The organism is Pseudomonas sp. Van50 (assembly GCF_055390755.1).
The window spans coordinates 2,184,188-2,209,737 of sequence record NZ_AP024343.1; the positions used below are offsets into that span (position 1 = coordinate 2,184,188).

Sequence of the window (25,550 nt, forward strand, 5' to 3'; positions counted from 1 at the left end):
GTCGTAAAACCTCCTGTCGCGGTCTGTCTGGTAGGTTGAGTCGTTCCGATTGGGGCGGCTGCGCCACCCAGCGGGAGCAAGCTCCCTCGCCACGGTTTATTCGGTGCTGTGATGCAGTGCGGGGGAACGATCCGACACGGAGCATGATCTAGTCTTGCAGGCTCCAGGGAGAGATCGCCATGTACCGCTTCTTCGAACAACTGAGTTCACGCATCGCCGCGCCGTTCCTGGGTGATCGGTCACGTAACAGCAAGGTCTGGCCGTGTCGTTGCGGCCAGTCCCTGTTCTTTCGCAACAGCCAATGCCTGGCCTGCCTGGCGGCCCTGGGGTATCAGCCCGATCAGAGTCGCTTGTCCTCCCTGCAGCCCGCTGAGCAGCCCGACACCTGGACGCTGGATGCCGATCCGCAAGCCGGGCTGTTCCGCCGTTGCGCCAACCTCGACACCCCGGCGGCCTGCAATTGGCTGCTGCCGGACAATGGGCGCGATACCCTGTGCATCGCCTGCAGCCTGAACCGCACTATCCCCGACCTGTCGATTCCGGAAAACCCTGAGCGCTGGCGCAAGGTCGAGACCGCCAAGCGTCGTCTGGTCGCGCAACTGATTACCTTTGGCTTGCCGGTCATCCCGAAAACCGTCGACGAAAACATCGGCCTGGCTTTCGACTTCATCGGCGTCGACCCCGACGGCAAATCGCCGATGACCGGCCATGCCAGCGGGCTGATCACCCTCGACATCAAAGAGGCGGACGATGCCCATCGTGAGTACGTGCGCCAGCAGATGCGCGAGCCGTATCGCACCTTGCTCGGGCATTTTCGTCATGAGGTGGGGCATTACTACTGGGATCGACTGATTGCCAACAGCCACTGGCTCGAGGCGTTTCGCGAGTTGTTCGGCGATGAGCGCGCCAGCTATGCCGAAGCCCTGGAACGCCACTACCAGCAAGGTGCGCCGCTGGATTGGCAAACCCGCTACGTCAGTGCCTACGCCACCATGCACCCTTGGGAAGACTGGGCGGAAACCTGGGCCCATTACCTGCACATGATGGATGCGGTAGACACTGCCCTGGGCTTCGGCATGAGTGCCCGGGAGATGGATTTCGACTACCAACCGTTCCCGCCCGAGACCTTGTACGACCCCGAACACACTGGCGGCGCGGCTTTCCTCTCGTTCGTCAACGCCTGGATCGAACTGGCCGGCATGCTCAACGAATTGTCCCGCAGCATGGGCCAGCCGGACTTCTACCCGTTCGTCGTGCCGGCAGCGGTGATCACCAAACTGCATTTCATCCATCTGGTGATCCAGGAAGAGGGTGGTCGGGCGGATGAGGTGTTGTTGTAGTTTTCTGTGGAGGCAGCTTGCAACCCTGTTGAATGTACCGACGCCTTCGCGAGCAAGCTCGCTCCCACACACGCGAAGCGCAGATCCCCCCTGTGGGAGCGAGCTTGCTCGCGATAGCGACAGGTCAGCCTGCGATCATGCCGGATGTGCCGACTTCATCGCAGACACGCTTTGTTCCCATAGCAAGTACTTGAACATCTTCAGTTTTTTAATCCGCCGCGAACGGTTGTAACTTCTTGCCAGATAGGTACAATGGCGCGGCTCGCCGTCAGGCGGGCGTCGTTATGGTGACCCCATCGGTCCCCCCGCAACGATTACCCGTGAACCTGGTCAGATCCGGAAGGAAGCAGCCACAGCGGGAACATTGTGTGCCGGGGTGTGGCTGGTGGGGTTGCCTCCATAACGCCCAAGCCTTCATTCGCAAGGTTTGCAAACTTCAAAATTTCTTGCTGTTTTGCTGATCGATACCGATCGGTGCTTTCTGCTGTCCAGGCTTTGGCCGGACAAGACAATCGAGCGTCAACGTCAACAAGCAGGCCGGTCCTGTGCATCGACAGGACCGGGCCCTGGGGTCAGTACTGAGCCTTCACATACTCAGTAATCGGCTCTTGCAAAAGATCCTGTGGATGATCCCCACCGAAAGTCGCCCATTTGCTTTTACCGGACAAGATCGCAGACCCCAGCGGCTGTGCGCCAGTCGGGCCATAAATGGCGAGCTTCACTTCAATCTTGTCGGGGAGGCCCGACCATTCCGTGGCGCGTTCTTCCCAGTGCAGGATTTCCGGGATGACGTAGTAGCCCGAAGGGCTGTTCTGTCTCAGGCAGCTCAATTCACGGCACGCGCCCACTACCGTCACACGGTTGGTGTAATAAGAGAAGGCCGTCTTGACGGTGGCAGCTGTCATATCACCGGAGGCAGGGTAGGGCGTCGTTTCGTAGCGGCCGTCGACCGGTATGGCGATGGTGACGGGCATTTGCCGATCAAGTTTTCCCGGGTTGGGGAATACGTCTTGTTGCGCGTATTTGGCGGTGCAGCCTGTGGCGAGTATCGAGACAAGAATGATCGAAAGTTTACGCACGGAGTCCCCTGGGATTTTGTTGTGTCGACGAGTCGGTGGGCGTCATCGGGACGCAGGAATCAGTGCGTTGATAGTCCGGGTTCGTGGCAAGAGATGTCAACGTGACATTATGTCGTGCGTCATCCTCGGAATTGGGCAGGCGAGCAAAGAGAAGCCTGGCTTGTCTCGCCTCGACAGGCCAGGCTGCTCTTTCACTGCGTCAAGGCTTGGACAAGGCCTGGTCGACCGCTGCGATCAGCTTTCCCAGGTCCTTCGGGGTGGCTTTGTGTATGACACCGAACAGGTACGCCCGCTGTTCGTCCTCATCGGCCATGTCGGCAAAAAAGGCCTTCAGTTGCACATCCAGCACATTGGCAAGCAGGAACAAGGCTTCGACGCTGGGGGTGTAGGTGCCGGTTTCGAAGCGGCTGATGGTTTTAGGGTCAAAACCGGTTTTTTCGCCAAGTTCAGCCTGAGTAAGCCCCGCTACTTTGCGGTAGCGTCTGATGGCCGGACCCAAACTTGAAATTTGCATCGCTTAATTCCCATTTAGAATCAAGAACTTAACGATAGATTTTCGCATTAGGCAACCGCGTGATCCATCACCTTGCTTTGCAAAATGTGATGTGTTTCGTAGAATCGGCCTTTGGCACGGGTATTTGGTGACCTGCTTTTCGAAGCCGAGGTGTGTGCGGGGGCCGGGCCTTGTGTTCTTGCCACGATACAAGGCAAGGGCTGAAGCTCTCCCTTGGCATCGCCAGGGCCCGCGCTCCAGCTTCTCTCAGAGTGTTTGAGCCTAGTTGATTTTCGCCTGTCTTGAAGGCGGTGCAACCGCGCGCGACAAATGAGCCTGACTCATGGATGACTGCTTCGATGGATAAGAAGTACCGCAGGGCCGTTGACGCCGCCGCGATTTTTTCCGAGACCGATCTGAGCGGGCGCATCACCTACGTCAACGATCAATTTTGCAGTCTTTTCGGTTACCGGCGCGATGAGCTGCTGGGCGCGAACCATCGCCTGCTCAATTCCGGCCAGCACCCTGGCGAGTTCTTCAGCGCCATGTGGGGCACCATTGCCCTGGGCCAGGTCTGGAAAGGGGAAATCTGCAATCGGGCCAAGGACGGTACGCTGCACTGGGTCGACACCACCCTGGTGCCGGTGATCGACGACGAGACCGGCCAAATCGAGCGCTACCTGGCGATTCGCTTCGACGTCAGCGAAAAGCGTCGCCTGCTGCATTCGTTGCAATGGCGGGTCGGTCACGATGTGCTGACCGGCCTGCCCAATCGTACTTATCTATCGGATCTGCTGGACCAGGCCCTGGAGTTTTCCCGGGAGGAAAACCTGCCCTTGGCGGTGTGCATGCTCGACCTCGATGGCTTCAAGGCGGTCAATGACGGCTATGGTCACGCCAGCGGTGATCGACTGTTGGTGGAGGTCGCCAGGCGCCTGCGCAGCATTGTGCGTGGCGAGGACGTGGTAGCGCGGCTGGGCGGGGATGAGTTCGTGCTGGTGTTGCGCCATGTGCGCGGGATGGAAGAGCTGCATGCCGCGTTGAACCGGGTGTTGATCGCCGTCTCCATGCCGTATGCCATTGACGGCAAGGACATCAAGGTCTTCGCCAGTATTGGCGTCACGTTGTTCCCGTGGGACAACGAAGACGCCGAGACCCTGTTGCGTCATGCCGACCAGGCGATGTACGTGGCCAAGCAAAGCGGTCGCAATCGTTTCCACTTGTTCGATGTGTCCCGGGACAAGGAGGTGCGGGCCACTTACCAGACAGTCGAGCGGGTCCGCCAGGCACTGGCCGATAACGAACTGCGGCTGCATTTCCAGCCCAAGGTCAATATGCGTCATGGCACCGTGGTCGGCCTGGAGGCGCTGCTGCGCTGGAAGCATCCGCAACGTGGCCTGGTGCCGCCTCGGGAGTTCTTGCCCCTGGTGGAGGAGACTGACCTGATCGTCGAGATCGGCGAGTGGGTCATGGAACAGGTCTTGACCCAGTTGCAACAATGGCAGCAGGCGGGGCAGGGCTGGCCGGTGAGCATCAATATCTCGGCACGGCATTTCCAGCGGGCGGATTTTGTCGAGCGACTGCGACAGGTGTTGGAGCGGCATTCGGCGGTGCCGCCACGGCTGTTGGACCTGCAGATTGTCGAGTCCGTCGCCGTGGAGAACCTGGCCCACGTCAGCGCCTGCCTCCAGGCGTGCCAGGCACTGGGCGTGGGGTTTTCCCTGGGTGGTTTCGGCACCGGCTACTGCTCGCTCAACGACCTCAAGCACCTGCGCACGCAAACCATCAAGATCGACAAGACCTTCGTGCGCGACATTCTCGATGACCGCGACGACCTGGCGCTGACCGAAGCGGTGATCGGCCTGGCTCGGGCGTTTGGCCGCGAGGTGGTCGCCGAAGGGCTGGACAGCCTGGAGCATGGCCAACTGTTGCTGCGCCTGGGCTGCGAGGTGGCACAAGGTTATTTCATCGCCCGGCCCATGCCGCCCGAACAGATACCCGGCTGGGTGCAGGGGTTCGTTCCGCCGTCGCAATGGCGGCAGCGGCCAGGCGATCAGGGCGAGGGCGCCTCGCTCTCGGCCCGTGATGCTTCACTGCGGCCGGTGTAGAGCTGGATGATCGCGTCGATTTCCCCGGACGTCTTCATGTTCAGCAATGTCCTCAGAATGCGCTGTGCGGGAATGCTCGGATCGTTGCGCACATAACAGCTCAACCGCTGTTCCTGCAGGACAGCCACCTCATGGAGTTGGCGATCAGCGGTATGACGTTGATTGAACCAGTCCAGCGCCCATTGATTACTGATCCCATAGCGATAACGCCCGGCCAACAGTTTCGCCAGCACTTGTTCCTGGCTGCGGGCATCGTCGCGGTACAGTTGACCGGCGTCGAACAAGGGTTGCAAGGTCGGGTAGCTGTAGCCGAGCACCGTGCCGATGGGTTGGGGCGACAGCGTTGTTGGCGTTACCGTCGCGGGTACGCTTGTGGTGGCGACGAGCAGGTCACGTTGGAAAAACAACGGGATGCTCCACAGATAATCATCGTTGTCCTTCACCCAGTCAGGGCTGACATAGCAACGCATGTCGACCTCGCCGTGTTTCATGGCACCGTCGAGCCGGGCGCGGGAGAGGACGTGGAATTGCGCCGGCTTTCCTATCTGGGTCGCCAGGCTGATCATGATGTCGGGAATGATGCCCTGGGTCGGGCGGCCTCGTTCAATCTGCACCATGGGCATTGCCCAGCCATCGGTAACGGCGAAACGCAAGGGGGCTTCCTCGGCAAGACAGCCGGTACTCAACAACAGCAAAGCCCCCATGGCTGAGCGCATAAACTCTCCTGACTGTGTAAAACCGTGTCGACAACGAGTCCCGTAGCCTAGCTTAGTCACATTAGACGAGCACACCGGATGCAATTTCGCCCCTGCTCCGCTAGCATTAGCCGCTTATGTTCCTTCGTTGCGACGGTTTTCGATGAGTTATCAGGTTCTTGCACGTAAATGGCGTCCGCGCTCGTTCCGCGAAATGGTCGGCCAGACCCATGTGCTCAAGGCTCTGATCAATGCCTTGGACAGCCAGCGGCTGCACCACGCCTATCTGTTCACCGGTACCCGTGGCGTGGGCAAGACCACCATCGCGCGGATCATTGCCAAGTGCCTGAACTGTGAAACCGGTATCACTTCGACACCTTGTGGCGAGTGCTCAGTCTGTCGGGAAATCGACGAGGGCCGCTTCGTCGACCTGATCGAGATCGACGCCGCCAGCCGCACCAAGGTCGAAGACACCCGCGAACTGCTCGACAACGTGCAGTACGCCCCGAGCCGTGGGCGCTTCAAGGTCTACCTGATCGACGAAGTGCACATGCTCTCCAGCCATTCCTTCAATGCGCTGCTCAAGACCCTCGAAGAACCGCCGCCCTACGTCAAGTTCATCCTGGCGACCACCGACCCGCAGAAACTTCCTGCAACGATTCTGTCGCGGTGCCTGCAGTTCTCCCTGAAGAACATGACGCCGGAGCGGGTGGTCGAGCACCTGACCCACGTACTGGGCGTCGAAAACGTGCCATTCGAAGACGATGCGCTGTGGCTGTTGGGCCGCGCCGCCGATGGTTCGATGCGCGACGCCATGAGCCTGACCGACCAGGCCATCGCTTTCGGTGAAGGCAAGGTCATGGCCGCCGATGTCCGAGCCATGCTCGGCACCCTCGATCACGGCCAGGTCTATGACGTCTTGCATGCGCTGATCGAAGGCGATGCCAAGGCGCTGCTCGAGGCGGTGCGTCACCTGGCCGAGCAGGGCCCGGACTGGAATGGCGTACTCTCGGAAATCCTCAACGTGCTGCACCGTGTCGCCATTGCCCAGGCCCTGCCTGAAGGCGTCGACAACGGCCATGGCGACCGTGATCGCGTACTGGCCCTGGCCCAGGCGCTGCCGGCCGAAGACGTGCAGTTCTATTACCAGATGGGTCTGATCGGCCGTCGCGACCTGCCCCTGGCACCGGATCCGCGAGGCGGCTTCGAAATGGTCCTGTTGCGAATGCTGGCGTTCCGGCCAGCCGATACGGCGGATGCCCCGAGGCAAACGCTAAAGCCAGTGGGGATCAGCCAGGCCACAGCTGATTCCGCCAAGCCAGTGGCTGCCGCGCCCGTCGTTGCGCCGGCAGTGACTTCGGCTCCGGCAGCGGTGACACCTGTAGCCCAGCCGGTGCCGGCGCCTGTGGTCGCGACGGCCGAGCCGGAACCCGAGCCGGTCGTCGAGGCACTGCCCGAGCCCGTCGCCGAAGAAGTCGTCGACCTGCCTTGGAACGACCCGGTCGAGCCGCCAGTGGTCCAGCAGCCGGTCGTCGAGCCCGTGTTGGAAACCGTCGCCGAGCAGCCCGAGTTGCCGCCGATGCCCCTGCCGACGCCCGACAGCGTGGTACCCGATGCGCCGGAATGGGTCGCAGCGCCCGTGCCCGAGCCGACGGTGGCCGACGTCGATATCGCCACGCCGGGCATCGACCTGGACGACGAGCCGCCGCTGGATGAGGATTACATCGAGCCGGACATGGATTCGGCGTACAGCTACCTGGACGACCTGGCCAGCGAGCACGCCGCCGAGCCAGCCCCGGAGCCCGAGCCGGAACCGGCGGCGATGCCGGCCACCGGGCTGGCCCTGCAGTGGCTGGAACTGTTCCCTAAACTGCCGATCAGCGGCATGACCGGCAGCATCGCCGCCAACTGCACGCTGATGGCCGTGGAGGGCGACCACTGGCTGCTGCACCTGGACCCGGCCCACAGCGCACTGTTCAACGCGACCCAGCAACGTCGCCTCAACGATGCACTGAACCAGTACCACGAGCGCACCCTGACGCTGACCATCGAGCTGATCAAGCCCGAGCAGGAGACCCCGGCCCAGGCCGCGTCCCGCCGCCGTGCCGACCGTCAGCGCGAAGCCGAGGAGTCGATCCACGGTGATCCATTCATCCAGCAGATGATGCAACAGTTCGGCGCCGTGGTCCGTCACGATACTATCGAACCTGTCGAGGCCCCGGTCACCCAGGGCTCATAACTGAAGGCGCCAGGCCGAACGGGCCGGGCGTGTTGTTTATCCAAGTACTTTCGAGGTGATTCCCATGATGAAAGGTGGCATGGCCGGCCTGATGAAGCAGGCGCAGCAGATGCAGGAAAAAATGGCCAAGATGCAGGAAGAACTGGCCAACGCCGAAGTCACCGGCAAATCTGGTGGCGACATGGTGACCGTGGTCATGACCGGTCGTCACGACATCAAGCGTGTCAGCATCGACCCAAGCGTGGTCGAAGGCCTGAGCGAAGATGACAAGGAAATGCTCGAAGCCCTGTTCGCTGCCGCCGTCAATGACGCGGTGCGCAAGATCGAAGCCAACAGCCAGGACAAGATGTCCGGCATGACCGCTGGCATGCAACTGCCACCGGGCATGAAATTGCCGTTCTGATTCGCCATCCCGGTCGGGATGGGCTACACACAATGCCAGGCATCGCGCCTGGCATTTTTGTTTCTGGCCCAGATACAACGTTGGATGTCCGGCCGCTATCGCGAGCAAGCTCGCTCCCACACTGGATTGAAGTGCTCCTCAATTGTGAGGTTCGTCGCAGGTCCTATGTGGGAGCGAGCTTGCTCGCGATGCGGCCACTGCGGTCCAACTGAACAAACATCGAACGCTGCCCCCTGGCAAGGGTCTGCTCCCTATACGTGCCACTCAACGATCAAGGAGACGCTTCCATGTCACAAGCATCGACCACCAGCCAGCGCATCGTCCTGGCCTCTCGCCCCCACGGCGCCCCGACCCCGGAGAATTTCCGCCTGGAGCAGGTGACCCTGCCGGACTTGGCACAGGGGCAGATCCTGCTCAAGACGCTGTTTCTGTCCCTGGATCCCTACATGCGTGGGCGCATGAGCGATGCACCTTCCTACGCCGCGCCGGTGGAAATCGACGAGGTGATGACCGGCGGCGCTGTCAGCCGCGTGGAGCGATCGATGCACCCGAAATTCCAGGAGGGTGATCTGGTGGTGGGCGCCACGGGTTGGCAGAGCCACAGCATCAGCGATGGGCGCAACGTGATGCCCATCCCCTCCGGGCTGCCCAGCCCGTCGATGGCCTTGGGGGTACTGGGCATGCCGGGCATGACCGCTTACATGGGGCTGATGGACATTGGCCAGCCCAAGGCCGGGGAAACCCTGGTGGTCGCGGCCGCCTCGGGTGCCGTGGGCTCGGTGGTCGGCCAGGTGGCGAAGATCAAGGGCCTGCGTGTCGTCGGGGTCGCAGGCGGCAGCGAGAAATGCAAGTACGTGGTCGACGAACTGGGCTTTGATGCCTGTGTCGATCACAGGAGCGCCAATTTTGCCGAAGAACTGGCGCAGGCCTGTGACAAGGGCATCGATATCTATTACGAAAACGTCGGCGGCAAGGTCTTCGATGCCGTCGTGCCGTTGCTCAACGCCAAGGCGAGGATCCCGCTCTGCGGCCTGATCGCCTCCTACAACGATCATCAAGCACCGAGCGGCCCGGATCGCTTGCCGCAACTGCAGCGCACCTTGCTGACCAAACGCGTGCGAATCCAGGGGTTTATTGTGTTCGACGACTATGGTGACCGTCAGCCGGAGTTCATCAGTGCCATGGCCCCTTGGGTGCGCGATGGCAAGGTCAAGTTCCGTGAGGACGTGGTCGATGGCTTGGAAAATGCGCCACAGGCGTTTATCGGCCTGCTGGAAGGGCGCAACTTCGGCAAGTTGGTGGTGCGGGTCGCGCAGGATTGAGTATTTGACGCTAACCGGAGGCGCGGGTATAAACCGCGTCTCGTTGTTATGTCGGACATTTCCTCCATGAGCTTCAGCCCTTTGATTCGCCAACTGATCGATGCCCTGCGAACGTTGCCGGGTGTGGGTCAGAAAACTGCCCAGCGCATGGCGTTGCAATTGCTCGAGCGTGATCGCAGCGGCGGTTCACGCCTGGCCCAGGCCCTGAGCCAGGCCATGGAAGGTGTAGGGCATTGCCGTTTATGCCGCACCCTCACCGAAGACGACCTCTGCCCGCAATGCGCCGACCCGCGTCGGGACGACACCTTGCTTTGCGTCGTGGAGGGGCCGATGGATGTGTATGCGGTGGAGCAGACCGGTTTTCGTGGCCGTTATTTCGTGCTCAAGGGCCATTTGTCCCCGCTCGACGGCTTGGGGCCGGAAGCCATCGGCATTCCACAGTTGATCGCGCGGATCGAAGAGGCGGGCACGTTCACGGAAGTCATCCTCGCCACCAACCCGACGGTCGAAGGCGAAGCCACCGCCCATTACATCGCCCAACTGCTGAACAACAAAGGCCTGGTCGCCTCCCGCATCGCCCACGGCGTGCCACTGGGAGGGGAGCTTGAGTTGGTGGACGGTGGAACGCTGGCGCATTCGTTTGCGGGCCGTAAGCCGATCGCGTTGTAACCGCTACCCCATACCCTGTGGGAGCGAGCTTGCTCGCGATAGCGGTGGATCAGTCAACATCCATGCGACTGATAAACCGCTATCGCGAGCAAGCTCGCTCCCACAGGTTTGATGGTTGCCTGGCAATTATTTTTCGCTGAGGGAGAACTGCGTCAGGCAGAACGTCGGGATCCCCATGTCTTCCAGGCGCTGGGAGCCGAGCAGTTCCGGCAAGTCAATGATCGCTGCGGCCTCGTGGACCTTGGCGCCCATGCGACGGATCAGGTTGGCGGCGGCGATCAGCGTGCCACCAGTGGCGATCAGGTCATCGAACATCACCACCGAATCCCCCTCGCACAGGCTGTCGGCATGCACTTCAAGGAAGGCTTCGCCGTATTCGGTCTGGTACCCCTCGGCCAGTACGTCGGCCGGCAGCTTGCCTTGCTTGCGGAACAAGACCAGCGGTTTGTTCAGCTGATAGGCCAGGATCGAACCGATCAGGAAACCGCGTGCATCCATCGCGCCAATGTGAGTGAACTCGGCCTCGACATAGCGGTGGGCGAAACTGTCCATGACCAGGCGCAGGGCGGTCGGGGATTGGAACAGTGGGGTAATGTCGCGAAAGATCACGCCGGGCTTGGGGAAATCGATCACGGGGCGGATCAGGGATTTGATGTCGAAGGAGTCAAAGACCATCGTGGAGGTGTCCTGGCAGGGCTGCAAACGCGGCAGTATAGCGCGGCGGGGCAAATCCCTCAGCCGCGCTCGTTCATCAGCCGTCGATCGAGCCGCCGGCCAGGGCGCAGAGCTGGATCGGGTCGAGGATGTGAATTTCCTTGCCTTCGGCGGCAATCAATTCGTTCTGCTGGAAACGGGTGAACACCCGGGACACGGTTTCCACCGCCAGGCCCAGGTAATTGCCGATTTCGTTGCGCGACATGCTCAGGCGGAACTGGTTGGCCGAGAACCCGCGGGCGCGGAAGCGTGCCGAGAGGTTGACCAGGAACGTGGCGATGCGCTCGTCGGCGGTTTTTTTCGAGAGCAGTAGCATCATCTGCTGATCGTCACGGATTTCCCGGCTCATGACCCGCATCAACTGGCGACGCAGTTGCGGCAACTGTAGGGCCAGCTCGTCCAGGCGGTCGAAGGGAATTTCGCACACTGAGGTGGTTTCCAGCGCCTGGGCCGAGACCGGATGGGTCTCGGTGTCCATGCCGGACAGGCCCACCAGTTCGCTGGGCAGGTGGAAACCGGTGAGCTGCTCTTCGCCGCCATCGCTCAAGTTAAAGGTTTTCAAGGCGCCCGAGCGCACCGCGTAGACGGAATCGAAGGTGTCGCCCTGGCGAAACAGGAATTCACCTTTTTTCAACGGGCGGCCCCGTTTAACGATTTCGTCCAACGCCTCCATGTCCTCCAGATTCAATGAAAGTGGCAGGCACAGCGGGGCCAGGCTGCAATCCTTGCAGTGGGCCTGGTTGTGGGCGCGCAGTTTGACTGGCTCGGACATTTCTTCAATCCTTGTGGGAAAACACACATAGGCCGTAAGGGTACCCCAGCGTAGGCACTCCGGCCAGTGCGGTTTCGTCGTCAAATTGTCGCGCTCAGATAACTCGGGAGAAGCGCTGCCGGTTGTGCTGCTCCAGATAGGCATCGAAGACCATGCACACGGATCGCACCAGCAGGCGCCCGGCGGGCAGGACTTTGATGTGCGTGTTGTCGAGTTCGATCAGGCCGTCCTTGGCCATGGCCTGCAATTGCGGCCATAGCGGCGCAAAATATCCGCCAAAATCGATATTGAAGGTTTGCTCGATCTCGGCGAAGGCCAGGTTGAAATGACAAATCAATTGCTGGATCACCGCACGCCGCAGCCGGTCGTCGGCGTTGCATACCCAGCCGCGACTGGTTGCCAGTTGCCCGTCGGCGAGGGTGTTCTGGTAATGGTTCAGGTCGCTGCTGTTCTGGCAATACAGGTCGCCGATCTGGCTGATGGCCGACACGCCGAGGCCGATCAGGTCGCAATGGCCATGGGTGGTGTAGCCCTGGAAGTTGCGCTGCAACGTGGCCTCTTCCTGGGCGATGGCCAGCTCGTCGTCGGGCAGGGCGAAGTGGTCCATGCCAACGTAGCGGTAGCCGGCGGCGGTCAGTTGTTCGATGGTGCCCTGCAGCATCGCCAGTTTCTGTTCCGGGTTCGGCAAGTCCTGGCTGTTGATGCGCCGCTGGGGCATGAAGCGTTCCGGCAGGTGGGCGTAATTGAACACCGAGAGCCGGTCCGGTTGCAGGTGGATGACTTCCTCGACAGTGCGGGCGAAGTTGTCCGGGGTCTGCTTGGGCAGGCCGTAGATCAGGTCAATGTTGATCGAGCGGAACTGCAAGGTTCGGGCAGCCTCGACCACCGCGCGGGTTTCTTCCAGGCTTTGCGGGCGATTGACGGCACGCTGCACCGCCGGGTCAAGGTCTTGCAGGCCGATGCTGACCCGATTGAACCCCAGTTCACGCAACAGCCCCATGGTCGACCAGTCGGCCTCCCGGGGATCGATCTCGATGCCGTAGTCGCCGGAATCGTCGTCCAGCAGGTTGAGGTGCTTGCGCAGCGTGGCCATCAGTTGACGCAGCTCGTCGTGGCTGAGGAACGTCGGGGTGCCGCCGCCAAAGTGCAGCTGTTCCACGGGCTGGGTAGGGTCCAGGTGGCAGCCGATCAACTGGATCTCCTGTTCCAGGCGTTGCAGATAGGCGTGGGCGCGGCCACGGTCCTTGGTGATGACCTTGTTGCAGGCGCAGTAGTAGCAGATGTTCGCGCAGAACGGCACGTGCACATACACCGACAGTGGTCGCCGGGCCTTGCGGCTGTCACGCAGGGCATGGAGCAGGTCGAAGGTGCCCACCTGGCCGCCGAACTGCGCCGCAGTCGGGTACGAGGTGTAGCGTGGTCCCGCCAGGTCGTAGTGGCGGATCAGGTCTGAGTCCCAACGGATGGCGTCGAGCATGCGGGTGTTCCCCGGGTAGGCTGGCATGGGGCGAGTCTAGGGGGGGAGGCGCGGGGTGGTCTTGATTTGTGTCAACGAGCTCGCTGCGCAGAAAGGGTGTGCAAGGCCTTTGAAGACGATACATGACCTGTGGGAGCCGAGCTTGCTCGCGATAACGGCGGCACATCCAGCACGGATGTCAGCTGAACCACCGCCATCGCGAGCAAGCTCGGCTCCCACATTCAGTGGCCCATGAGCCAATGCTGATGCGGCCCCGGCAGTGTCCAGATCCCGAAAACAATCACCAACAGCCCGCCGGCCATGCGCACGCTGCGTTTGCGCAGCAGGGCGGTGATGCGCTCGGCGGCCAGGCCAGTGGCGAGCAGCACCGGCCAGGTACCCAGGCCGAAGGCGAGCATCAGCAGGGCGCTGTCCAGGGCATTGCCCTGGCTGGCGGACCATAGCAGGGTGCTGTAGACCAGCCCGCACGGCAGCCAGCCCCATAGCGCACCGAGCAGCAAGGCCCGGGGCAGGCTCGACACCGGCAGCAAGCGGTTGGCGACGGGTTGGATGTGCCGCCACAAGCCACGTCCCACGCTTTCGATGCGGGTCAGGCCGCTCCACCAGCCCGCCAGGTACAGGCCCATGGCAATCAACAGCAAGCCGGCCAGCACTCGCATGATCATCGCTGCTGGACTGTTGGACACGGCCCAACCGGCCAGGCCGATCAGCAACCCGGCGGTGGCATAGCTCAGGATTCGTCCCAGGTTGTACGCCAGCAGCAACCGAAAGCGGCGGCTGCGCTGTTCCTTGGGAATCGCCAGGGTCAGGGCGCCCATCAGGCCGCCGCACATGCCCAGGCAATGACCACCGCCCAGCAGGCCAAGGATAACGGCCGAAACCAGCAGTGGCGCCAGGTCAAGCATGGGGTGGGGCCTTGTCGTCCGCCTTGCGGACTTCGCCACTGGCTTCGTCCACCGCCGCCTTGTGGTTCGGGTCCTGATCGTCGAACAGGATGCTATGGGCCGGACCGTCGAGGTCGTCGTACTGTCCGCTGTCCACGGCCCAGAAGAAAATGTACACGGCGATGGCCACGATCAGCAGCGCGGCCGGGATCATCACGTAAAGAGCTGGCATGTCGGAACTCCATGCCCGCGCGGCTCAGGCCGGCAGCGGGCGGGTATCGGGCGTGGCGGTGAAAACCTGCGCCTTGGGCTGACGCGTCAGCCTCAGGGCATTCAACACCACGGTCAACGAACTGATGGACATGCCGACCGCGGCCCACACCGGTGTAATCCAGCCGAGGGCGGCGAACGGCAACATGAGGCCATTGTACAGCCCTGCCCACACCAGGTTCTCGACGATCACCCGGCGAGTGCGTCGAGCCAGGTCGAAGGCGTGGATCAGGGCGTCGAGGCGGTTGGACAGCAGCACGGCGTCGGCGCTGGTCTTGGCCAGGTCGGTGGCCGAGCCCATGGCGACACTGATGTCCGCCGCCGCCAGCACGGGCACGTCGTTCACGCCATCGCCGAGCATCAGCACCTTGCGGCCCTGTTGGTGCAATTGCTGCAACACCGCCAGTTTGTCGTCCGGGCGCAGGCCGCCCCGGGCCTCGTCGATGCCCAGTTCGGCGGCGACGCTGGCAACCATCGGCGAACTGTCGCCCGACAGCAGCAGCGTACGCCAGCCCCGCGCCTTGCAGGCTGCCAGCAGGGCCGGGGCGTCGGCGCGCAAGCGGTCATCGAGGACGAACCAGGCCAGCGGCCCGAGCTCATCGCCCAGCAACAGCCATTGCCCGGCTTCGTCCGGCATCTGCGGTATGGCCGCGCCACTCAGTTCGCAGACAAAACCGGGCTGGCCGATGCGTAGGCGTTGTTCGGCCACGAGGCCTTCCAGTCCCAGCCCCGGGGTGCTTTGCACCTGCTCGGCGGCCATTGGCGCGCGGCCAAAAGCACGGGCGATGGGGTGTTCCGAGCGGTTTTCCAGGGCTGCGGCCAAGCCCAGGCAGTGATCGCTGTCGAGGGCCGCCAGTGGTCGAATGGCGCGCAACGCCAGGCGGCCTTCGGTGAGGGTGCCGGTCTTGTCGAAAATGACCGTGTCGATCTGGTTCAGGCCCTCCAGTACATGGCCGCGCGTCAGCAGCAGGCCAAGTTTGTGCAAGGTGCCGGTGGCTGCGGTGAGGGCGGTCGGCGTGGCGAGGGACAATGCACAGGGGCAAGTGGCGACCAGCATCGCCAGGACGATCCAGAAGGCCCGCGAGGCATCCAGTTGCCACCACAACAGGCCGATGGCCGCCGCCGCGACCAGGGAGAACAGCAGGAACCATTGGGCGGCGCGATCGGCGATCTCCGCCAATCGTGGTTTCTCGGCCTGGGCCCGTTCCAGCAGGCGAACGATGGCCGACAACCGGGTATCTTGCCCGAGGGCCAGTACCTCGACGGTCAAGGCGCCTTCGACATTCAGCGTACCTGCGGTGACCGCGTCGCCCTCCTGCCGAGGTTGTGGCAGGTATTCACCGGTCAGCAGGGATTCGTCGATGCTGGACTGCCCCTCGAGGATTCTGCCGTCAGCCGGCAGGACCGCCCCGGGATGCACCAACACTCGGTCGCCGGTGCGCAACTCGCTGAGCAGGATGCGTTCGCTCTGGCCATCGTCCGCCAGGCGCAGGCACGAGGCCGGTAACAGATTGACCAGTTGGGCGGTGGCGGCGGCCGTGCGCTCCCGGGCCCGGCGCTCCAGGTAACGGCCGGCCAGCAGGAAAAGGGCGAACATGCCCACGGCATCGAAGTACAACTCGCCAACGCCAGTGATCGACGTCCAGATCCCGGCAATGTAGGCGCTGCCAATGGCCAGGGACACGGAAACGTCCATGGTCAGGTGGCGGGTGCGCAGGTCGCGCATGGCGCCTTTGAAGAATGGCGCGCAGCTGTAGAACACGATGGGCGTGGTGAGAAACAAGGCGACCCAGCGCAGGATGGTGTGCATCTCCGGGCTCAGGTCGATGTTGAATTCCGGCCAAGTGGCCATCGTCGCCATCATCGCCTGGAACCACAACAGGCCGGCCACGCCCAACTGGCGCAGGGCCAGGCGGTTTTGTGCGGCGAGTTGCTCGCACGCCTGGTCGGCCTGGTACGGGTGGGCGACGTAGCCGATCTGGCGCAACTCGGCGAGCAGCGTGCTCAGCGGCAACTGCGCATCGGCCCAGCGCACATGCAGGCGATGATTGGACAGGTTCAACCGCGTCTCGGCCACGGCCGGCAGGCTGCGCAGCTGTTTTTCGATCAACCAGCCGCAGGCGGCGCAACTGATGCCTTCCATCAACAGGGTGGTTTCGGCCAGTTCGCCCTCATGGCGCACGAACGATTGCTGCACGTCAGGGCGATCGTACAGCGCCAGTTCATCGATCAACTGGACGGGCAGGGTCTCGGGATTGGCCGACGCCTCACTGCGATGCAGGTAATAACTTTCCAGGCCACCGGCGACAATGGCCTCGGCCACCGCCTGGCAGCCCGGGCAGCACAGCTCGCGGGTTTCACCGAGGACAACGGCGGTGAAGCGACTGCCAGGGGGACGGGCAGGGCGCAGTGGTAGCAGGGCTGTGGAGTGGTCATGGTTGTCGCATGAAGGCCTTTCTGGCTGGGCGTTTGCTGGTTTATGGGCGCTGTTGTGGCGAGGGAGCTTGCTCCCGCTCGGCTGCGTAGCAGTCGTAATCGGGTGAGCCGGTCACACGAAGAACGGGGCCGCTTCGCGACCCAGCGGGAGCAAGCTCCCTCGCCACAGAGAAGCGATTTATTTCTTCAGGTCTTCAGCGCCTTGCAGCGGTTCATCGCCGAGCAGGATGTCCTGGTCGTGGTTGATCTGTTCTTCTTCGAACAGGCGCCAGGTCTTGTCGTTCTCCACCCCCAGCAATTCGACAAAGCGCCGGCCTTCGATCTTGTCCGTCAACTGGCCGACGTAGCGCCCCGGTTCGCTGTCGTTGCGGGTCAGGACGATCTTGCGGTCCTTCTCCGGTTGGGTCGGTGAGATCAGACTCAGTTCCAGGGTCTGGGGGCGGCTGTCGCCGTTCAGGCGCAGGTTCACTTCGCCGGTCACGTCATCCAGTTGCACGTTGGCATGCAGTTGCAGGGTCTGGGCCAGCAGTTCGCGCTCCAGCGAGCGGTTGATGCCCTTGCCGGCTTCGTAATAGTTGTCGTTGACCAGGTTGTCCGGGTTCTTCACCGCAATGGTCACCATCGTCAGGCTCAGGGTCACCGAACAACTCAGGATCGCGATGATGATCCACGGCCAGAGGTGCTTGTACCAAGGGCTGGTGGCGGTTGCTGCAGGCATGTTCAGTTCTCTCAACGAGTTTGTGGGCCGATGAACCGGCTCTTGGCTTCGACATGTACGCTTTCGTCATCGGCGTCCTTGAGGATGAAGGTCACCTCGTTGGTGCTCGATGGCAGTTGCTCCGGTGCGCTGGACAGTTCAACCGGCTGGCTGTAGATCTCGCCGGCCGCGACCTTGATTTCCCGACGGCCTTGCAGCTTGAGGTCGGGCAGGCCTGAGGCTTCCAGGACGTACGTATGGTCGCGTTGGTCCTTGTTCATGATCTTCAGGCTGTAGACGTTCTCGATCCGGCCCTCGGCGTTTTCGCGATACAGCACGCGGTCCTTGCTGACATCGAAACCCACCAGCGAGCGCATGAAGAACGCCGTCACCAACAGGCTGATCATGGCCAGCAGCACCAGGGCATAGCCGATCAGGCGCGGGCGCAGTTTATGGGTTTTCTGCCCCGAGAGGTTGTGTTCGGTGGTGTAGCTGATCAGGCCGCGGGGATAATCCATCTTGTCCATGATGTTATCGCAGGCATCGATGCAGGCCGCGCAGCCAATGCACTCGATCTGCAAGCCGTCGCGGATGTCGATGCCGGTCGGGCAGACCTGGACGCACATGGTGCAGTCGATGCAGTCCCCAAGGCCCAGGGCCTTGTAGTCCACACCTTTCTTGCGCGGACCACGGCTTTCGCCACGACGCGGGTCGTAGGACACGATCAAGGTGTCCTTGTCGAACATCACGCTTTGAAAGCGCGCGTAAGGGCACATGTAGATGCACACCTGCTCGCGCAGCCAGCCGGCGTTGCCATAGGTGGCGAGGGTGAAGAAGCCGATCCAGAAATACGACCAGCCATCGGCCTGGCCGGTAAAGAACTCGAACACCAGTTCGCGGATCGGCGTGAAGTAACCGACAAAGGTCACGCCGGTGACGAAGCCGATCAGCAGCCACAGGCTGTGCTTGGCGAACTTGCGCAGGAATTTGTTGGCGCCCATGGGGGCCTTGTCGAGCTTGATGCGCTGGTTGCGATCGCCTTCGGTGACTTTTTCGCACCACATGAAGATCCAGGTCCACACGCTTTGTGGGCAGGTGTAGCCGCACCACACCCGTCCGGCATAGACCGTGATGAAGAACAGGCCAAATGCCGCAATGATCAGCATCCCCGACAGCAGGATGAAATCCTGGGGCCAGAACGTCGCACCGAAAATGAAGAACTTGCGTTCCGGCAGGTTCCACCAGACTGCCTGGTGGCCGCCCCAGTTCAACCAGACCGTACCGAAATACAGCAGGAACAAGAACGCTCCGCCCAGCATCCGCAGGTTGCGGAACAGGCCGGTGAAGGCGCGGGTGTAGATTTTTTCCCGAGAGGCGTACAGGTCGACGCTTTTGTTCGCGTCCTTGGCAGGCGGGGTAACGTCATGTACCGGAATCTGGTTGCTCATCAATTGCATCCCACGGCAGTGGAAAAGTGCCGGGGCCAGTACGTGCCGACCACGGTCAGAAAGGGTATTGCAGTGGCGCAATGATACGCCTGTCGCTCTGGCTCAAGGGTGCGACCTTTGGTCGCGTTGGGTGCCTGCACAGAATGGTGTAGCGGATGTAACAAGTCATGACCCAGATCAATTGACTATTGTAGGAGCTGCCGTCTCAAGCGGGTGGAGTGGATGACCATGGGTTGAGCACCGCCACGCCGCTGCTCTGGAAATCATTCACGTTGCGGGTGACGACGGTCAGTCCGTGGACCAACGCAGTGGCGGCAATCAGTGCATCGCATTCATTGCTGCGATCCGGAACGTGCAGGCGAGCGCAGCGCAGCGCGACGGCGCGGTCGACCGCCAGGATTCTTCCGGCGAATGCGGGCATGACATGGTTGTCCAGCCATGCGCGCAGGTGGCTGCCTAGCACCGGGTCCTTGCGTTCGAAGCGCAACACGCCGGTTTCCAGTTCCAATACGGTAATCGCCGAAAGGTAAAGGCTGGGGGCGGGCACGCCACGGGCCCAGGCCTGTACGTTCTTATCGGCTTGAGGCTTGCGCAGTTCCGAGATGACGTTAGTGTCGAGCAGGTACATCAGGACAGGTCCACCGGTCGAGGAGAGATGACGGCACGTTCGGTATCGAAATCAATATCCGGCGTGTCGGGCATGACCAGCAACTCGACAATGCTGGTGCCGATGCCGGTCAGTTTCTGGTACTCCTCAATGCTTAGCAGCACATGGGCCGGCTTGCCACGGTCGGTGATGATGACCGGCCCCTGGCGGGTGGCTTTTTTGGCACCACTTGTGTCGTGGTTGAATTCGCGGCTGGAAATAGTGGTGATGGACATGGCGGCGTCCTCAATAAAACTGAATGTAGGCACGTTACTACTGCTACTGATTGCGGGCAAGATAAAACAATTTCGTCCTGTCGCACCGGCAAACAAAAAGGCCCCGTCAACGTTGGTTGACGGGGCCTTTGGTACATCAGGCGTTGGCTTTACTGGGCGTCAGCCGCAGGTGCTTTCTCGCCGTGAGACAGGCTGTAGACATAGGCGGCCAGCAAGTGGACCTTGTCGTTGCCTTGCAGGTCGGCCTGGGCCGGCATCTGGCCCTGGCGACCGTAGCGGATGGTCTGCTGCAGTTGAGCGAAGCTCGAACCGTAGATGAAACCGGCCGGATGCGTCAGGTCAGGTGCGCCCATGGCGGGCGTGCCCTTGCCGGCAGGACCGTGGCAGGCCACGCAGTTGGCCGCGAACAGTTTCTGGCCGTTGGCCGGGTCGGCCTTGGCGCCTTCCGGCAGCTTGCGACCGTGCAGGCTGGTCACCAGGTAGGAAGCCACGTCGGCCACGCCTTGTTCGCCGACCACGGCAGCCCAGCCCGGCATCACGGCGTGACGTCCGCCCATGATGGTGGTCTTGATGGTTTCCGGCTCGCCGCCCCAGCGCCAGTCGGCGTCGGTCAGGTTGGGGAAGCCATAGGCACCCTTGGCGTCGGAACCGTGGCAGACCGAGCAGTTGGAGGCGAACAGGCGGCCACCCATCTTCAGGGCCTGCGGGTCCTTGGCGACCTCTTCGATAGGCATGGAAGCGAACTTGGCGAAGATCGGACCGAACTTGGCGTCCGAGCGAGCCATTTCCTTTTCCCACTCGTGAACGCCTGTCCAGCCGGTCTGGCCGTTGGCGAAGGCGGTCTGCTTTTCGTTGTCCAGGTAGTTATAGCCTGGCAGCAGGCCTTTCCAGTTGCCCAGGCCAGGGTAGAGCACCAGGTAACCGAGGGCGAACACGATGGTGCCCACGAACAACATGAACCACCATTTCGGCAGCGGGTTGTCGTACTCCTCGATCCCGTCGAAGGAGTGGCCAACCGTCTCTTCGGTGGCTTCGCTGCGCTGGCCCTTGCGGGTCGACAGCAGCAGCCAGGTCAGGGCGAAGATCGTACCCAGACTGAGGACTGTGACGTACAGACTCCAGAACGTAGTCATTCTTTGTTACTCCTAGAAGCTTGCTCGACGTGCTTGATGGCCTCGGGATCATCCGCGAACGGCAGCAAGGTCGCGTCGTCAAACTCCGACTTGCGCTTGGGGCTGAACACCCACAAGGCCAGGCCGATAAAGGCCACCATCACGACGACGGTGCCCAGGCCACGAATCATCCCGATATCCATCCAGATCACCGTTTGCTTTTGATGATGGTGCCCAGGCCTTGCAGATAGGCCACCAGCGCGTCCATTTCAGTCTTGCCCTTGACGGCATCCTTGGCACCGGCGATGTCTTCGTCGGTGTAAGGCACGCCCAAGGCGCGCAGGACTTCCATTTTCTTGGCGGTGTCTTTGCCGTCGAGCTTGTTTTCTACGAGGAACGGGTAGGCCGGCATCTTCGACTCAGGCACAACGTTGCGCGGGTTGTACAAGTGCGCACGCTGCCAGTCGTCGGAGTAGCGGCCGCCAACGCGGGCCAGGTCCGGGCCGGTCCGCTTGGAACCCCACAGGAACGGGTGGTCCCAGACGCTTTCACCGGCAACCGAATAGTGGCCGTAGCGTTCGGTCTCGGCACGGAACGGACGGATCATCTGCGAGTGGCAGCCGACACAGCCGTTGGCGATGTAGATGTCGCGGCCTTCCAGTTCAAGGGCGGTACGCGGCTTCATGCCTTCGACCGGCTTGTTGGTCACGTCCTGGAAGAACAGCGGAACGATCTGGGTCAGGCCGCCGATGCTCACGGCGATGACCATGAAGAAGGCCAGCAGGCCGATATTCTTCTCTACTGCTTCGTGCTTCATCAGTGAGCTCCAACTACGGCGATCTTGGCGGCGGCTTCAGCTTCAGCCGGGTCAGAGGCACGAACGGTGCGGTACACGTTGTAGGCCATCAACAGCATGCCGCTGGCGAAGAACGCGCCGCCCAGGGCACGTACGATGAAACCAGGATGGCTGGCTTGCAGCGCTTCGACGAACGAGTAGGTCAGGGTGCCGTCGTCGTTGATCGCACGCCACATCAGGCCTTGGGTAATGCCGTTGACCCACATCGAGGCGATGTAGAGCACGGTGCCGATGGTCGCGAGCCAGAAGTGCGCGTTGATCAGGCCGGTACTGTGCATCTGCGCACGACCGAACAGTTTCGGGATCATGTGGTAGATGGCGCCGATGGAGATCATCGCCACCCAGCCGAGCGCACCGGCGTGTACGTGGCCGATGGTCCAGTCGGTGTAGTGGCTCAGGGAGTTGACGGTCTTGATGGCCATCATCGGGCCTTCGAAGGTCGACATGCCGTAGAACGCCAGGGACACGACCAGAAAGCGCAGGATCGGGTCGGTGCGCAGCTTATGCCAGGCACCCGAGAGGGTCATCATGCCGTTGATCATGCCGCCCCAGCTTGGCGCCAGCAGGATGATCGACATCGCCATGCCCAGGGACTGCGCCCAATCCGGCAGTGCGGTGTAGTGCAGGTGGTGCGGACCGGCCCAGATGTACAGGGTGATCAGCGCCCAGAAGTGGACGATGGACAGGCGATAGGAATAGATCGGACGCTCGGCCTGTTTCGGCACGAAGTAGTACATCATCCCCAAAAAGCCGGTGGTCAGGAAGAAACCCACGGCGTTGTGGCCGTACCACCACTGGATCATCGCGTCGGTCGCGCCCGAGTAGGCCGAGTACGACTTGAAGAAGCTGACCGGCAGGGAGGCGTGGTTGACGATGTGCAGCATGGCGGTCACGACGATGAAGGCACCGTAGAACCAGTTACCGACGTAGATGTGCTTGGTCTTGCGCTTGACGATGGTGCCAAAGAACACCAAACCGTAGGTCACCCAGACGATGGCCAGCAGAATAGCCAGGGGCCATTCCAGCTCCGCGTATTCCTTGGTGGTGGTGAAACCCATTGGCAAGGTCACGATCGCACCGACGATGACCGCTTGCCAGCCCCAGAAGGTGAAGGCGGCGAGGCTGTCGGAGATCAGTCGCGTTTGGCAGGTTCGCTGCACGACGTAGTAAGAAGTGGCAAACAACGCACAACCACCGAAGGCGAAGATCACCAGGTTGGTGTGCAGCGGGCGCAGGCGTCCAAATGTCGTCCATGGCAGATCGAAGTTCAACTCCGGCCAGACCAGTTGCGAGGCGATGAAGACACCGAGCCCCATGCCAAGGATCCCCCAGACCACCGTCATGATGGCGAACTGGCGGACTACCTTATAGTTATAAGCAGTCGGACTGATTGCTGTGCTCATTCTAAGGTTCCACGGTTTGGGTGTTTTATTAGGATAAAAATCGGTCGCAAGTATGGAGAAAGCGGGGGTCATTGCAACGCGCCATGACCTGGGTCAATGCTTTCCAAAGCTGATTCTGCGGCCTTTCCATGTGCTGAGTAGGGACAAAATTGGCCCTCGGCAAAATGTCGCAACGAAGGAAAGAGGCGAGGGGGTCAGGTCGGTTGTAACGGGGTGTGTTCGAACACGGCGTTCGGGTGATGCCAGGCAACTGTCGCAACAGCCGGTATTCACCTGCCTTTGCGGCCTTTTTATCGAACGATTGTCGAACGCATCGGGTCGGGTCGACCTGAAACCGGCAGTCGCCAGCGCACGCAGAGGCAAGCTTAGACCTGATTCCGGGGAACCGAAAGGAAGACGATGGGAGGGGTGCGACAATGCGTCGCGCAGGGGCACGAAGCAGCCGCATCCAGATGAATGCGGCTGTTTGTGTGGTCAGGATTTATTCGCTTTTGTGTTCCGCTTGCAGGCGCTCGGTGCGGGCACCCTGGGACAGGCTGTAGACGTAAGCGGCGAGCAGTTGCACTTTGTCATTGCCCAGCAACTCATTCTGCGCCGGCATGTGGCCCTGGCGACCATGGCGAATGGTCTGCTGCAACTGGGCCAGGCTGGTGCCGTAGATGAAACCGGCCGGTTGCGTCAGGTTCGGCGCGCCCATGGCTTCGGTCCCTTGGCCGTTGGCGCCATGACAGGCCACGCAGGTGGTGTTGAAGGCCTGCTGGCCGGCTTGCAGATCGGCACCGCTGTCTGCCGGCAGCGGCAGGCCGGCCAGGTCGTGGCGTACATACGCGGCCACGTTCTTGACCCCCGCGTCCCCCAGCACTTCGCCCCAGGCCGGCATCGCCGCCATGCGGCCGCCCATGATGGTCGCCTTGATGGTGTCGGCAGCACCGCCCCAACGCCAGTTGCTGTCGGCCAGGTTCGGAAAGCCGAAGGCACCCTTGGCGTCCGAGCCATGGCAGACCGAGCAGTTGGAGGCGAACAGGCGACCGCCCATTTTCAGTGCCTGCGGGTCCTTGGCGACTTCTTCCACCGGCATGGCGGCGAATTTGGCGAAGATCGGTCCGAATTTGGCATCGGCCTTGGCCATTTCCTTTTCCCATTCATGGGCGCCGGTCCAGCCGTTCTCGTAGCCGGGCAGGATGCCTTTCCAGTTGCCCAGGCCCGGATACAGGACCAGGTAGCCGACGGAAAACACGAGGGTGCCGGCGAACAACAGGAACCACCACTGTGGCAGTGGGTTGTCGTACTCCTCGATGCCGTCGAAGCTGTGGCCCATGGTCTGGTCGACGCTGCCCTTGGTCTCGCCCTTGCGGGTGCCGATCAGCAGCCAGGTCAGGCCGATCAGGCTGCCGATGGTCAGTACGCAGATCCACGTACTCCAGAAGGTGGTCATGGCCGGGTACTCCTTGTCGCAGGGTCTTGGGGGTGATGTCGGCGGGCGGTTCGTCGGCGAACGGCAGCAGGCGCGCCTGGGCGAATTCCGGGCCGCGCTTGCTGCTGAATACCCACAGGGTCAGGCCGATGAAGGCGATGAACACCACGACGGTGCCCAGGCCACGGATCATTCCAGTGCTCATTTCAAAGAACATCAGGCTCACCTCTTGCTCTTGATGGCAGTGCCGAGCACTTGCAGGTAGGCCACCAGCGCGTCCATTTCGGTCTTGCCCTTGAGCGAGGCCACGCTGCCGGCGATGTCGTCGTCGGTGTACGGCACGCCGAGGGTGCGCATGGCGCGCAGCTTGCCTTCGGTGTGGCTGCTGTCCACCGCCTGGGCTACCAGCCATGGGTAGGCCGGCATTTTCGACTCGGGCACGACGTTGCGCGGGTTGTACAAGTGGGCGCGGTGCCAGTCATCGGAGTAGCGCGCGCCGACCCGTGCCAGGTCCGGCCCGGTCCGCTTGGAGCCCCACAGGAACGGGTGGTCCCAGACGCTTTCGCCGGCGACGGAGTAGTGGCCGTAGCGCTCGGTCTCGGCGCGGAACGGACGGATCATCTGCGAGTGGCAGCCGACGCAGCCTTCACGGATGTAGATGTCGCGGCCTTCCAGTTGCAGGGCGGTGTAGGGCTTCATGCCGTCCACCGGCTTGTTGGTCACGTCCTGGAAGAACAGCGGCACGATCTGGGTCAGGCCACCAATGCTCACGGCCAGGACCATCAGCAGCATCAGCAGGCCGACGTTTTTTTCGATTGTTTCGTGTTTCATGGTGGA

Annotated in this window: 24 protein-coding genes, 1 other RNA gene and 2 pseudogenes; 7 read left to right on the forward strand and 20 right to left on the reverse strand. The window is 61.9% G+C overall.

The genetic code is table 11. From position 1 onward, the window contains the following. Positions 1 to 179: 179 nt before the first annotated feature. Positions 180 to 1,340: a zinc-binding metallopeptidase family protein gene (locus tag ACZ5M5_RS09630; RefSeq protein WP_464738940.1), complete on the forward strand. Its 1,161-nt coding sequence runs from the start codon at positions 180 to 182 to the stop codon at positions 1,338 to 1,340. A gap of 294 nt (positions 1,341 to 1,634) precedes the next feature. Beyond that, an RNA gene (ffs, locus tag ACZ5M5_RS09635) (signal recognition particle sRNA small type) lies at positions 1,635 to 1,731 on the forward strand. A gap of 181 nt (positions 1,732 to 1,912) precedes the next feature. Here ffs and ACZ5M5_RS09640 read toward each other — a convergent pair. Both ACZ5M5_RS09640 and ACZ5M5_RS09645 read right to left on the reverse strand, forming a co-directional pair. Continuing rightward, the gene (locus ACZ5M5_RS09640; RefSeq protein WP_464738941.1) at positions 1,913 to 2,419 is read right to left on the reverse strand and encodes a DUF4823 domain-containing protein; all 507 of its coding nucleotides are present in this window, start codon (positions 2,417 to 2,419) and stop codon (positions 1,913 to 1,915) included. A gap of 199 nt (positions 2,420 to 2,618) precedes the next feature. Then, positions 2,619 to 2,933 (reverse strand): helix-turn-helix domain-containing protein, encoded by a 315-nt coding sequence (locus ACZ5M5_RS09645; protein ID WP_053120652.1) that lies wholly within the window; start codon positions 2,931 to 2,933, stop codon positions 2,619 to 2,621. Between the two features lie 338 nt (positions 2,934 to 3,271). On the opposite strand from ACZ5M5_RS09645, the gene ACZ5M5_RS09650 reads away from it, so the two are divergent. Then, positions 3,272 to 5,020 (forward strand): putative bifunctional diguanylate cyclase/phosphodiesterase, encoded by a 1,749-nt coding sequence (locus tag ACZ5M5_RS09650; protein ID WP_464738942.1) that lies wholly within the window; start codon positions 3,272 to 3,274, stop codon positions 5,018 to 5,020. Here the strand turns inward: ACZ5M5_RS09650 and ACZ5M5_RS09655 are convergent. Next, complete coding sequence (locus tag ACZ5M5_RS09655) at positions 4,966 to 5,736, reverse strand: substrate-binding periplasmic protein (protein ID WP_464738943.1); 771 nt, start codon at positions 5,734 to 5,736, stop codon at positions 4,966 to 4,968. The genes ACZ5M5_RS09650 and ACZ5M5_RS09655 overlap by 55 nt on opposite strands. A gap of 142 nt (positions 5,737 to 5,878) precedes the next feature. Between ACZ5M5_RS09655 and dnaX the strand changes: the two genes are divergently transcribed. The 4 genes from dnaX to recR all read left to right on the forward strand — a co-directional run bounded on the left by dnaX (position 5,879) and on the right by recR (position 10,348). Next, entirely contained in the window at positions 5,879 to 7,954 is a 2,076-nt protein-coding gene (gene dnaX, locus ACZ5M5_RS09660) for a DNA polymerase III subunit gamma/tau (protein ID WP_464738944.1), read from the forward strand. A gap of 64 nt (positions 7,955 to 8,018) precedes the next feature. After that, the gene (locus tag ACZ5M5_RS09665; protein ID WP_003183512.1) at positions 8,019 to 8,357 is read left to right on the forward strand and encodes a YbaB/EbfC family nucleoid-associated protein; all 339 of its coding nucleotides are present in this window, start codon (positions 8,019 to 8,021) and stop codon (positions 8,355 to 8,357) included. Between the two features lie 287 nt (positions 8,358 to 8,644). Continuing rightward, entirely contained in the window at positions 8,645 to 9,679 is a 1,035-nt protein-coding gene (locus ACZ5M5_RS09670; protein ID WP_207281448.1) for an NADP-dependent oxidoreductase, read from the forward strand. Positions 9,680 to 9,745: 66 nt separating this feature from the next. After that, on the forward strand, positions 9,746 to 10,348 hold the full coding sequence (gene recR, locus ACZ5M5_RS09675; protein WP_060743061.1) for a recombination mediator RecR: 603 nt from the start codon (positions 9,746 to 9,748) through the stop codon (positions 10,346 to 10,348). A gap of 126 nt (positions 10,349 to 10,474) precedes the next feature. Here the strand turns inward: recR and ACZ5M5_RS09680 are convergent, their stop codons facing one another. From ACZ5M5_RS09680 to ccoO (ACZ5M5_RS09760), 17 genes and pseudogenes are all read right to left on the reverse strand, one after another. Further along, complete coding sequence (locus tag ACZ5M5_RS09680; RefSeq protein WP_003183509.1) at positions 10,475 to 11,023, reverse strand: adenine phosphoribosyltransferase; 549 nt, start codon at positions 11,021 to 11,023, stop codon at positions 10,475 to 10,477. 76 nt (positions 11,024 to 11,099) lie between these two features. Beyond that, positions 11,100 to 11,834 (reverse strand): fumarate/nitrate reduction transcriptional regulator Fnr, encoded by a 735-nt coding sequence (gene fnr, locus ACZ5M5_RS09685; RefSeq protein ID WP_060738437.1) that lies wholly within the window; start codon positions 11,832 to 11,834, stop codon positions 11,100 to 11,102. Positions 11,835 to 11,928: 94 nt separating this feature from the next. Continuing rightward, positions 11,929 to 13,311, reverse strand: a complete 1,383-nt coding sequence (gene hemN, locus ACZ5M5_RS09690; protein ID WP_464738945.1) for an oxygen-independent coproporphyrinogen III oxidase — start codon at positions 13,309 to 13,311, stop codon at positions 11,929 to 11,931. A gap of 221 nt (positions 13,312 to 13,532) precedes the next feature. Then, entirely contained in the window at positions 13,533 to 14,216 is a 684-nt protein-coding gene (locus ACZ5M5_RS09695) for a sulfite exporter TauE/SafE family protein (protein WP_072407868.1), read from the reverse strand. Next, on the reverse strand, positions 14,209 to 14,427 hold the full coding sequence (gene ccoS, locus ACZ5M5_RS09700; RefSeq protein ID WP_060738434.1) for a cbb3-type cytochrome oxidase assembly protein CcoS: 219 nt from the start codon (positions 14,425 to 14,427) through the stop codon (positions 14,209 to 14,211). The genes ACZ5M5_RS09695 and ccoS overlap by 8 nt, the downstream gene beginning before the upstream one ends. Before the next feature lie 24 nt (positions 14,428 to 14,451). Then, positions 14,452 to 16,901: pseudogene (locus ACZ5M5_RS09705) on the reverse strand (heavy metal translocating P-type ATPase). A gap of 178 nt (positions 16,902 to 17,079) precedes the next feature. Beyond that, complete coding sequence (locus tag ACZ5M5_RS09710) at positions 17,080 to 17,619, reverse strand: FixH family protein (RefSeq protein ID WP_060738432.1); 540 nt, start codon at positions 17,617 to 17,619, stop codon at positions 17,080 to 17,082. Positions 17,620 to 17,630: 11 nt separating this feature from the next. Beyond that, positions 17,631 to 19,046 carry a cytochrome c oxidase accessory protein CcoG gene (gene ccoG / locus ACZ5M5_RS09715; RefSeq protein WP_060738431.1) on the reverse strand — a complete coding sequence of 472 codons (1,416 nt, stop codon included), beginning with the start codon at positions 19,044 to 19,046 and terminating at the stop codon, positions 17,631 to 17,633. Between the two features lie 205 nt (positions 19,047 to 19,251). Beyond that, complete coding sequence (locus ACZ5M5_RS09720) at positions 19,252 to 19,674, reverse strand: PIN domain-containing protein (RefSeq protein ID WP_464738946.1); 423 nt, start codon at positions 19,672 to 19,674, stop codon at positions 19,252 to 19,254. After that, positions 19,674 to 19,928, reverse strand: coding sequence for a type II toxin-antitoxin system Phd/YefM family antitoxin (locus tag ACZ5M5_RS09725; protein WP_060738429.1), 255 nt, complete (start codon positions 19,926 to 19,928; stop codon positions 19,674 to 19,676). Before ACZ5M5_RS09725 ends, ACZ5M5_RS09720 begins: the two co-directional genes overlap by 1 nt. A gap of 149 nt (positions 19,929 to 20,077) precedes the next feature. After that, positions 20,078 to 21,061, reverse strand: a complete 984-nt coding sequence (gene ccoP, locus ACZ5M5_RS09730) for a cytochrome-c oxidase, cbb3-type subunit III (protein WP_060738428.1) — start codon at positions 21,059 to 21,061, stop codon at positions 20,078 to 20,080. Next, on the reverse strand, positions 21,058 to 21,243 hold the full coding sequence (locus ACZ5M5_RS09735; RefSeq protein WP_003183474.1) for a CcoQ/FixQ family Cbb3-type cytochrome c oxidase assembly chaperone: 186 nt from the start codon (positions 21,241 to 21,243) through the stop codon (positions 21,058 to 21,060). Before ACZ5M5_RS09735 ends, ccoP (ACZ5M5_RS09730) begins: the two co-directional genes overlap by 4 nt. A 5-nt stretch (positions 21,244 to 21,248) precedes the next feature. After that, positions 21,249 to 21,857 carry a cytochrome-c oxidase, cbb3-type subunit II gene (gene ccoO, locus ACZ5M5_RS09740; RefSeq protein ID WP_053120680.1) on the reverse strand — a complete coding sequence of 203 codons (609 nt, stop codon included), beginning with the start codon at positions 21,855 to 21,857 and terminating at the stop codon, positions 21,249 to 21,251. After that, positions 21,857 to 23,299 carry a cytochrome-c oxidase, cbb3-type subunit I gene (gene ccoN / locus ACZ5M5_RS09745; RefSeq protein WP_030140905.1) on the reverse strand — a complete coding sequence of 481 codons (1,443 nt, stop codon included), beginning with the start codon at positions 23,297 to 23,299 and terminating at the stop codon, positions 21,857 to 21,859. The genes ccoO (ACZ5M5_RS09740) and ccoN overlap by 1 nt, the downstream gene beginning before the upstream one ends. Before the next feature lie 481 nt (positions 23,300 to 23,780). Next, positions 23,781 to 24,734: a cytochrome-c oxidase, cbb3-type subunit III gene (gene ccoP / locus ACZ5M5_RS09750; protein ID WP_103308821.1), complete on the reverse strand. Its 954-nt coding sequence runs from the start codon at positions 24,732 to 24,734 to the stop codon at positions 23,781 to 23,783. After that, positions 24,731 to 24,930, reverse strand: a pseudogene (locus ACZ5M5_RS09755) (cbb3-type cytochrome oxidase subunit 3). Before ACZ5M5_RS09755 ends, ccoP (ACZ5M5_RS09750) begins: the two are co-directional and overlap by 4 nt. Before the next feature lie 5 nt (positions 24,931 to 24,935). Further along, a complete protein-coding gene (gene ccoO, locus ACZ5M5_RS09760) occupies positions 24,936 to 25,544 on the reverse strand; it encodes a cytochrome-c oxidase, cbb3-type subunit II (protein WP_053120686.1) in 609 nt (202 codons plus the stop codon). Between the last annotated feature and the right edge of the window lie 6 nt (positions 25,545 to 25,550).

Bases quoted from the DNA above. Each gene is read 5' to 3' on its own strand.
- ACZ5M5_RS09680 (WP_003183509.1), bottom strand. From the start codon at position 11,023: ATGGTCTTTGACTCCTTCGACATCAAATCCCTGATCCGCCCCGTGATC.
- ccoP (WP_103308821.1), bottom strand. From the start codon at position 24,734: ATGACCACCTTCTGGAGTACGTGGATCTGCGTACTGACCATCGGCAGC.
- ccoN (WP_030140905.1), bottom strand. From the start codon at position 23,299: ATGAGCACAGCAATCAGTCCGACTGCTTATAACTATAAGGTAGTCCGC.
- ccoO (WP_053120680.1), bottom strand. From the start codon at position 21,857: ATGAAGCACGAAGCAGTAGAGAAGAATATCGGCCTGCTGGCCTTCTTC.
- hemN (WP_464738945.1), bottom strand. From the start codon at position 13,311: ATGCTCGACGCCATCCGTTGGGACTCAGACCTGATCCGCCACTACGAC.
- ccoG (WP_060738431.1), bottom strand. From the start codon at position 19,046: ATGAGCAACCAGATTCCGGTACATGACGTTACCCCGCCTGCCAAGGAC.
- ACZ5M5_RS09670 (WP_207281448.1), top strand. From the start codon at position 8,645: ATGTCACAAGCATCGACCACCAGCCAGCGCATCGTCCTGGCCTCTCGC.
- ACZ5M5_RS09710 (WP_060738432.1), bottom strand. From the start codon at position 17,619: ATGCCTGCAGCAACCGCCACCAGCCCTTGGTACAAGCACCTCTGGCCG.
- fnr (WP_060738437.1), bottom strand. From the start codon at position 11,834: ATGTCCGAGCCAGTCAAACTGCGCGCCCACAACCAGGCCCACTGCAAG.
- ACZ5M5_RS09720 (WP_464738946.1), bottom strand. From the start codon at position 19,674: ATGTACCTGCTCGACACTAACGTCATCTCGGAACTGCGCAAGCCTCAA.
- ACZ5M5_RS09735 (WP_003183474.1), bottom strand. From the start codon at position 21,243: ATGGATATCGGGATGATTCGTGGCCTGGGCACCGTCGTCGTGATGGTG.
- ACZ5M5_RS09650 (WP_464738942.1), top strand. From the start codon at position 3,272: ATGGATAAGAAGTACCGCAGGGCCGTTGACGCCGCCGCGATTTTTTCC.
- ccoP (WP_060738428.1), bottom strand. From the start codon at position 21,061: ATGACTACGTTCTGGAGTCTGTACGTCACAGTCCTCAGTCTGGGTACG.
- ccoS (WP_060738434.1), bottom strand. From the start codon at position 14,427: ATGCCAGCTCTTTACGTGATGATCCCGGCCGCGCTGCTGATCGTGGCC.
- ACZ5M5_RS09695 (WP_072407868.1), bottom strand. From the start codon at position 14,216: ATGCTTGACCTGGCGCCACTGCTGGTTTCGGCCGTTATCCTTGGCCTG.
- ACZ5M5_RS09665 (WP_003183512.1), top strand. From the start codon at position 8,019: ATGATGAAAGGTGGCATGGCCGGCCTGATGAAGCAGGCGCAGCAGATG.
- dnaX (WP_464738944.1), top strand. From the start codon at position 5,879: ATGAGTTATCAGGTTCTTGCACGTAAATGGCGTCCGCGCTCGTTCCGC.
- ACZ5M5_RS09655 (WP_464738943.1), bottom strand. From the start codon at position 5,736: ATGCGCTCAGCCATGGGGGCTTTGCTGTTGTTGAGTACCGGCTGTCTT.
- ccoO (WP_053120686.1), bottom strand. From the start codon at position 25,544: ATGAAACACGAAACAATCGAAAAAAACGTCGGCCTGCTGATGCTGCTG.
- ACZ5M5_RS09725 (WP_060738429.1), bottom strand. From the start codon at position 19,928: ATGTCCATCACCACTATTTCCAGCCGCGAATTCAACCACGACACAAGT.
- ACZ5M5_RS09630 (WP_464738940.1), top strand. From the start codon at position 180: ATGTACCGCTTCTTCGAACAACTGAGTTCACGCATCGCCGCGCCGTTC.
- recR (WP_060743061.1), top strand. From the start codon at position 9,746: ATGAGCTTCAGCCCTTTGATTCGCCAACTGATCGATGCCCTGCGAACG.
- ACZ5M5_RS09645 (WP_053120652.1), bottom strand. From the start codon at position 2,933: ATGCAAATTTCAAGTTTGGGTCCGGCCATCAGACGCTACCGCAAAGTA.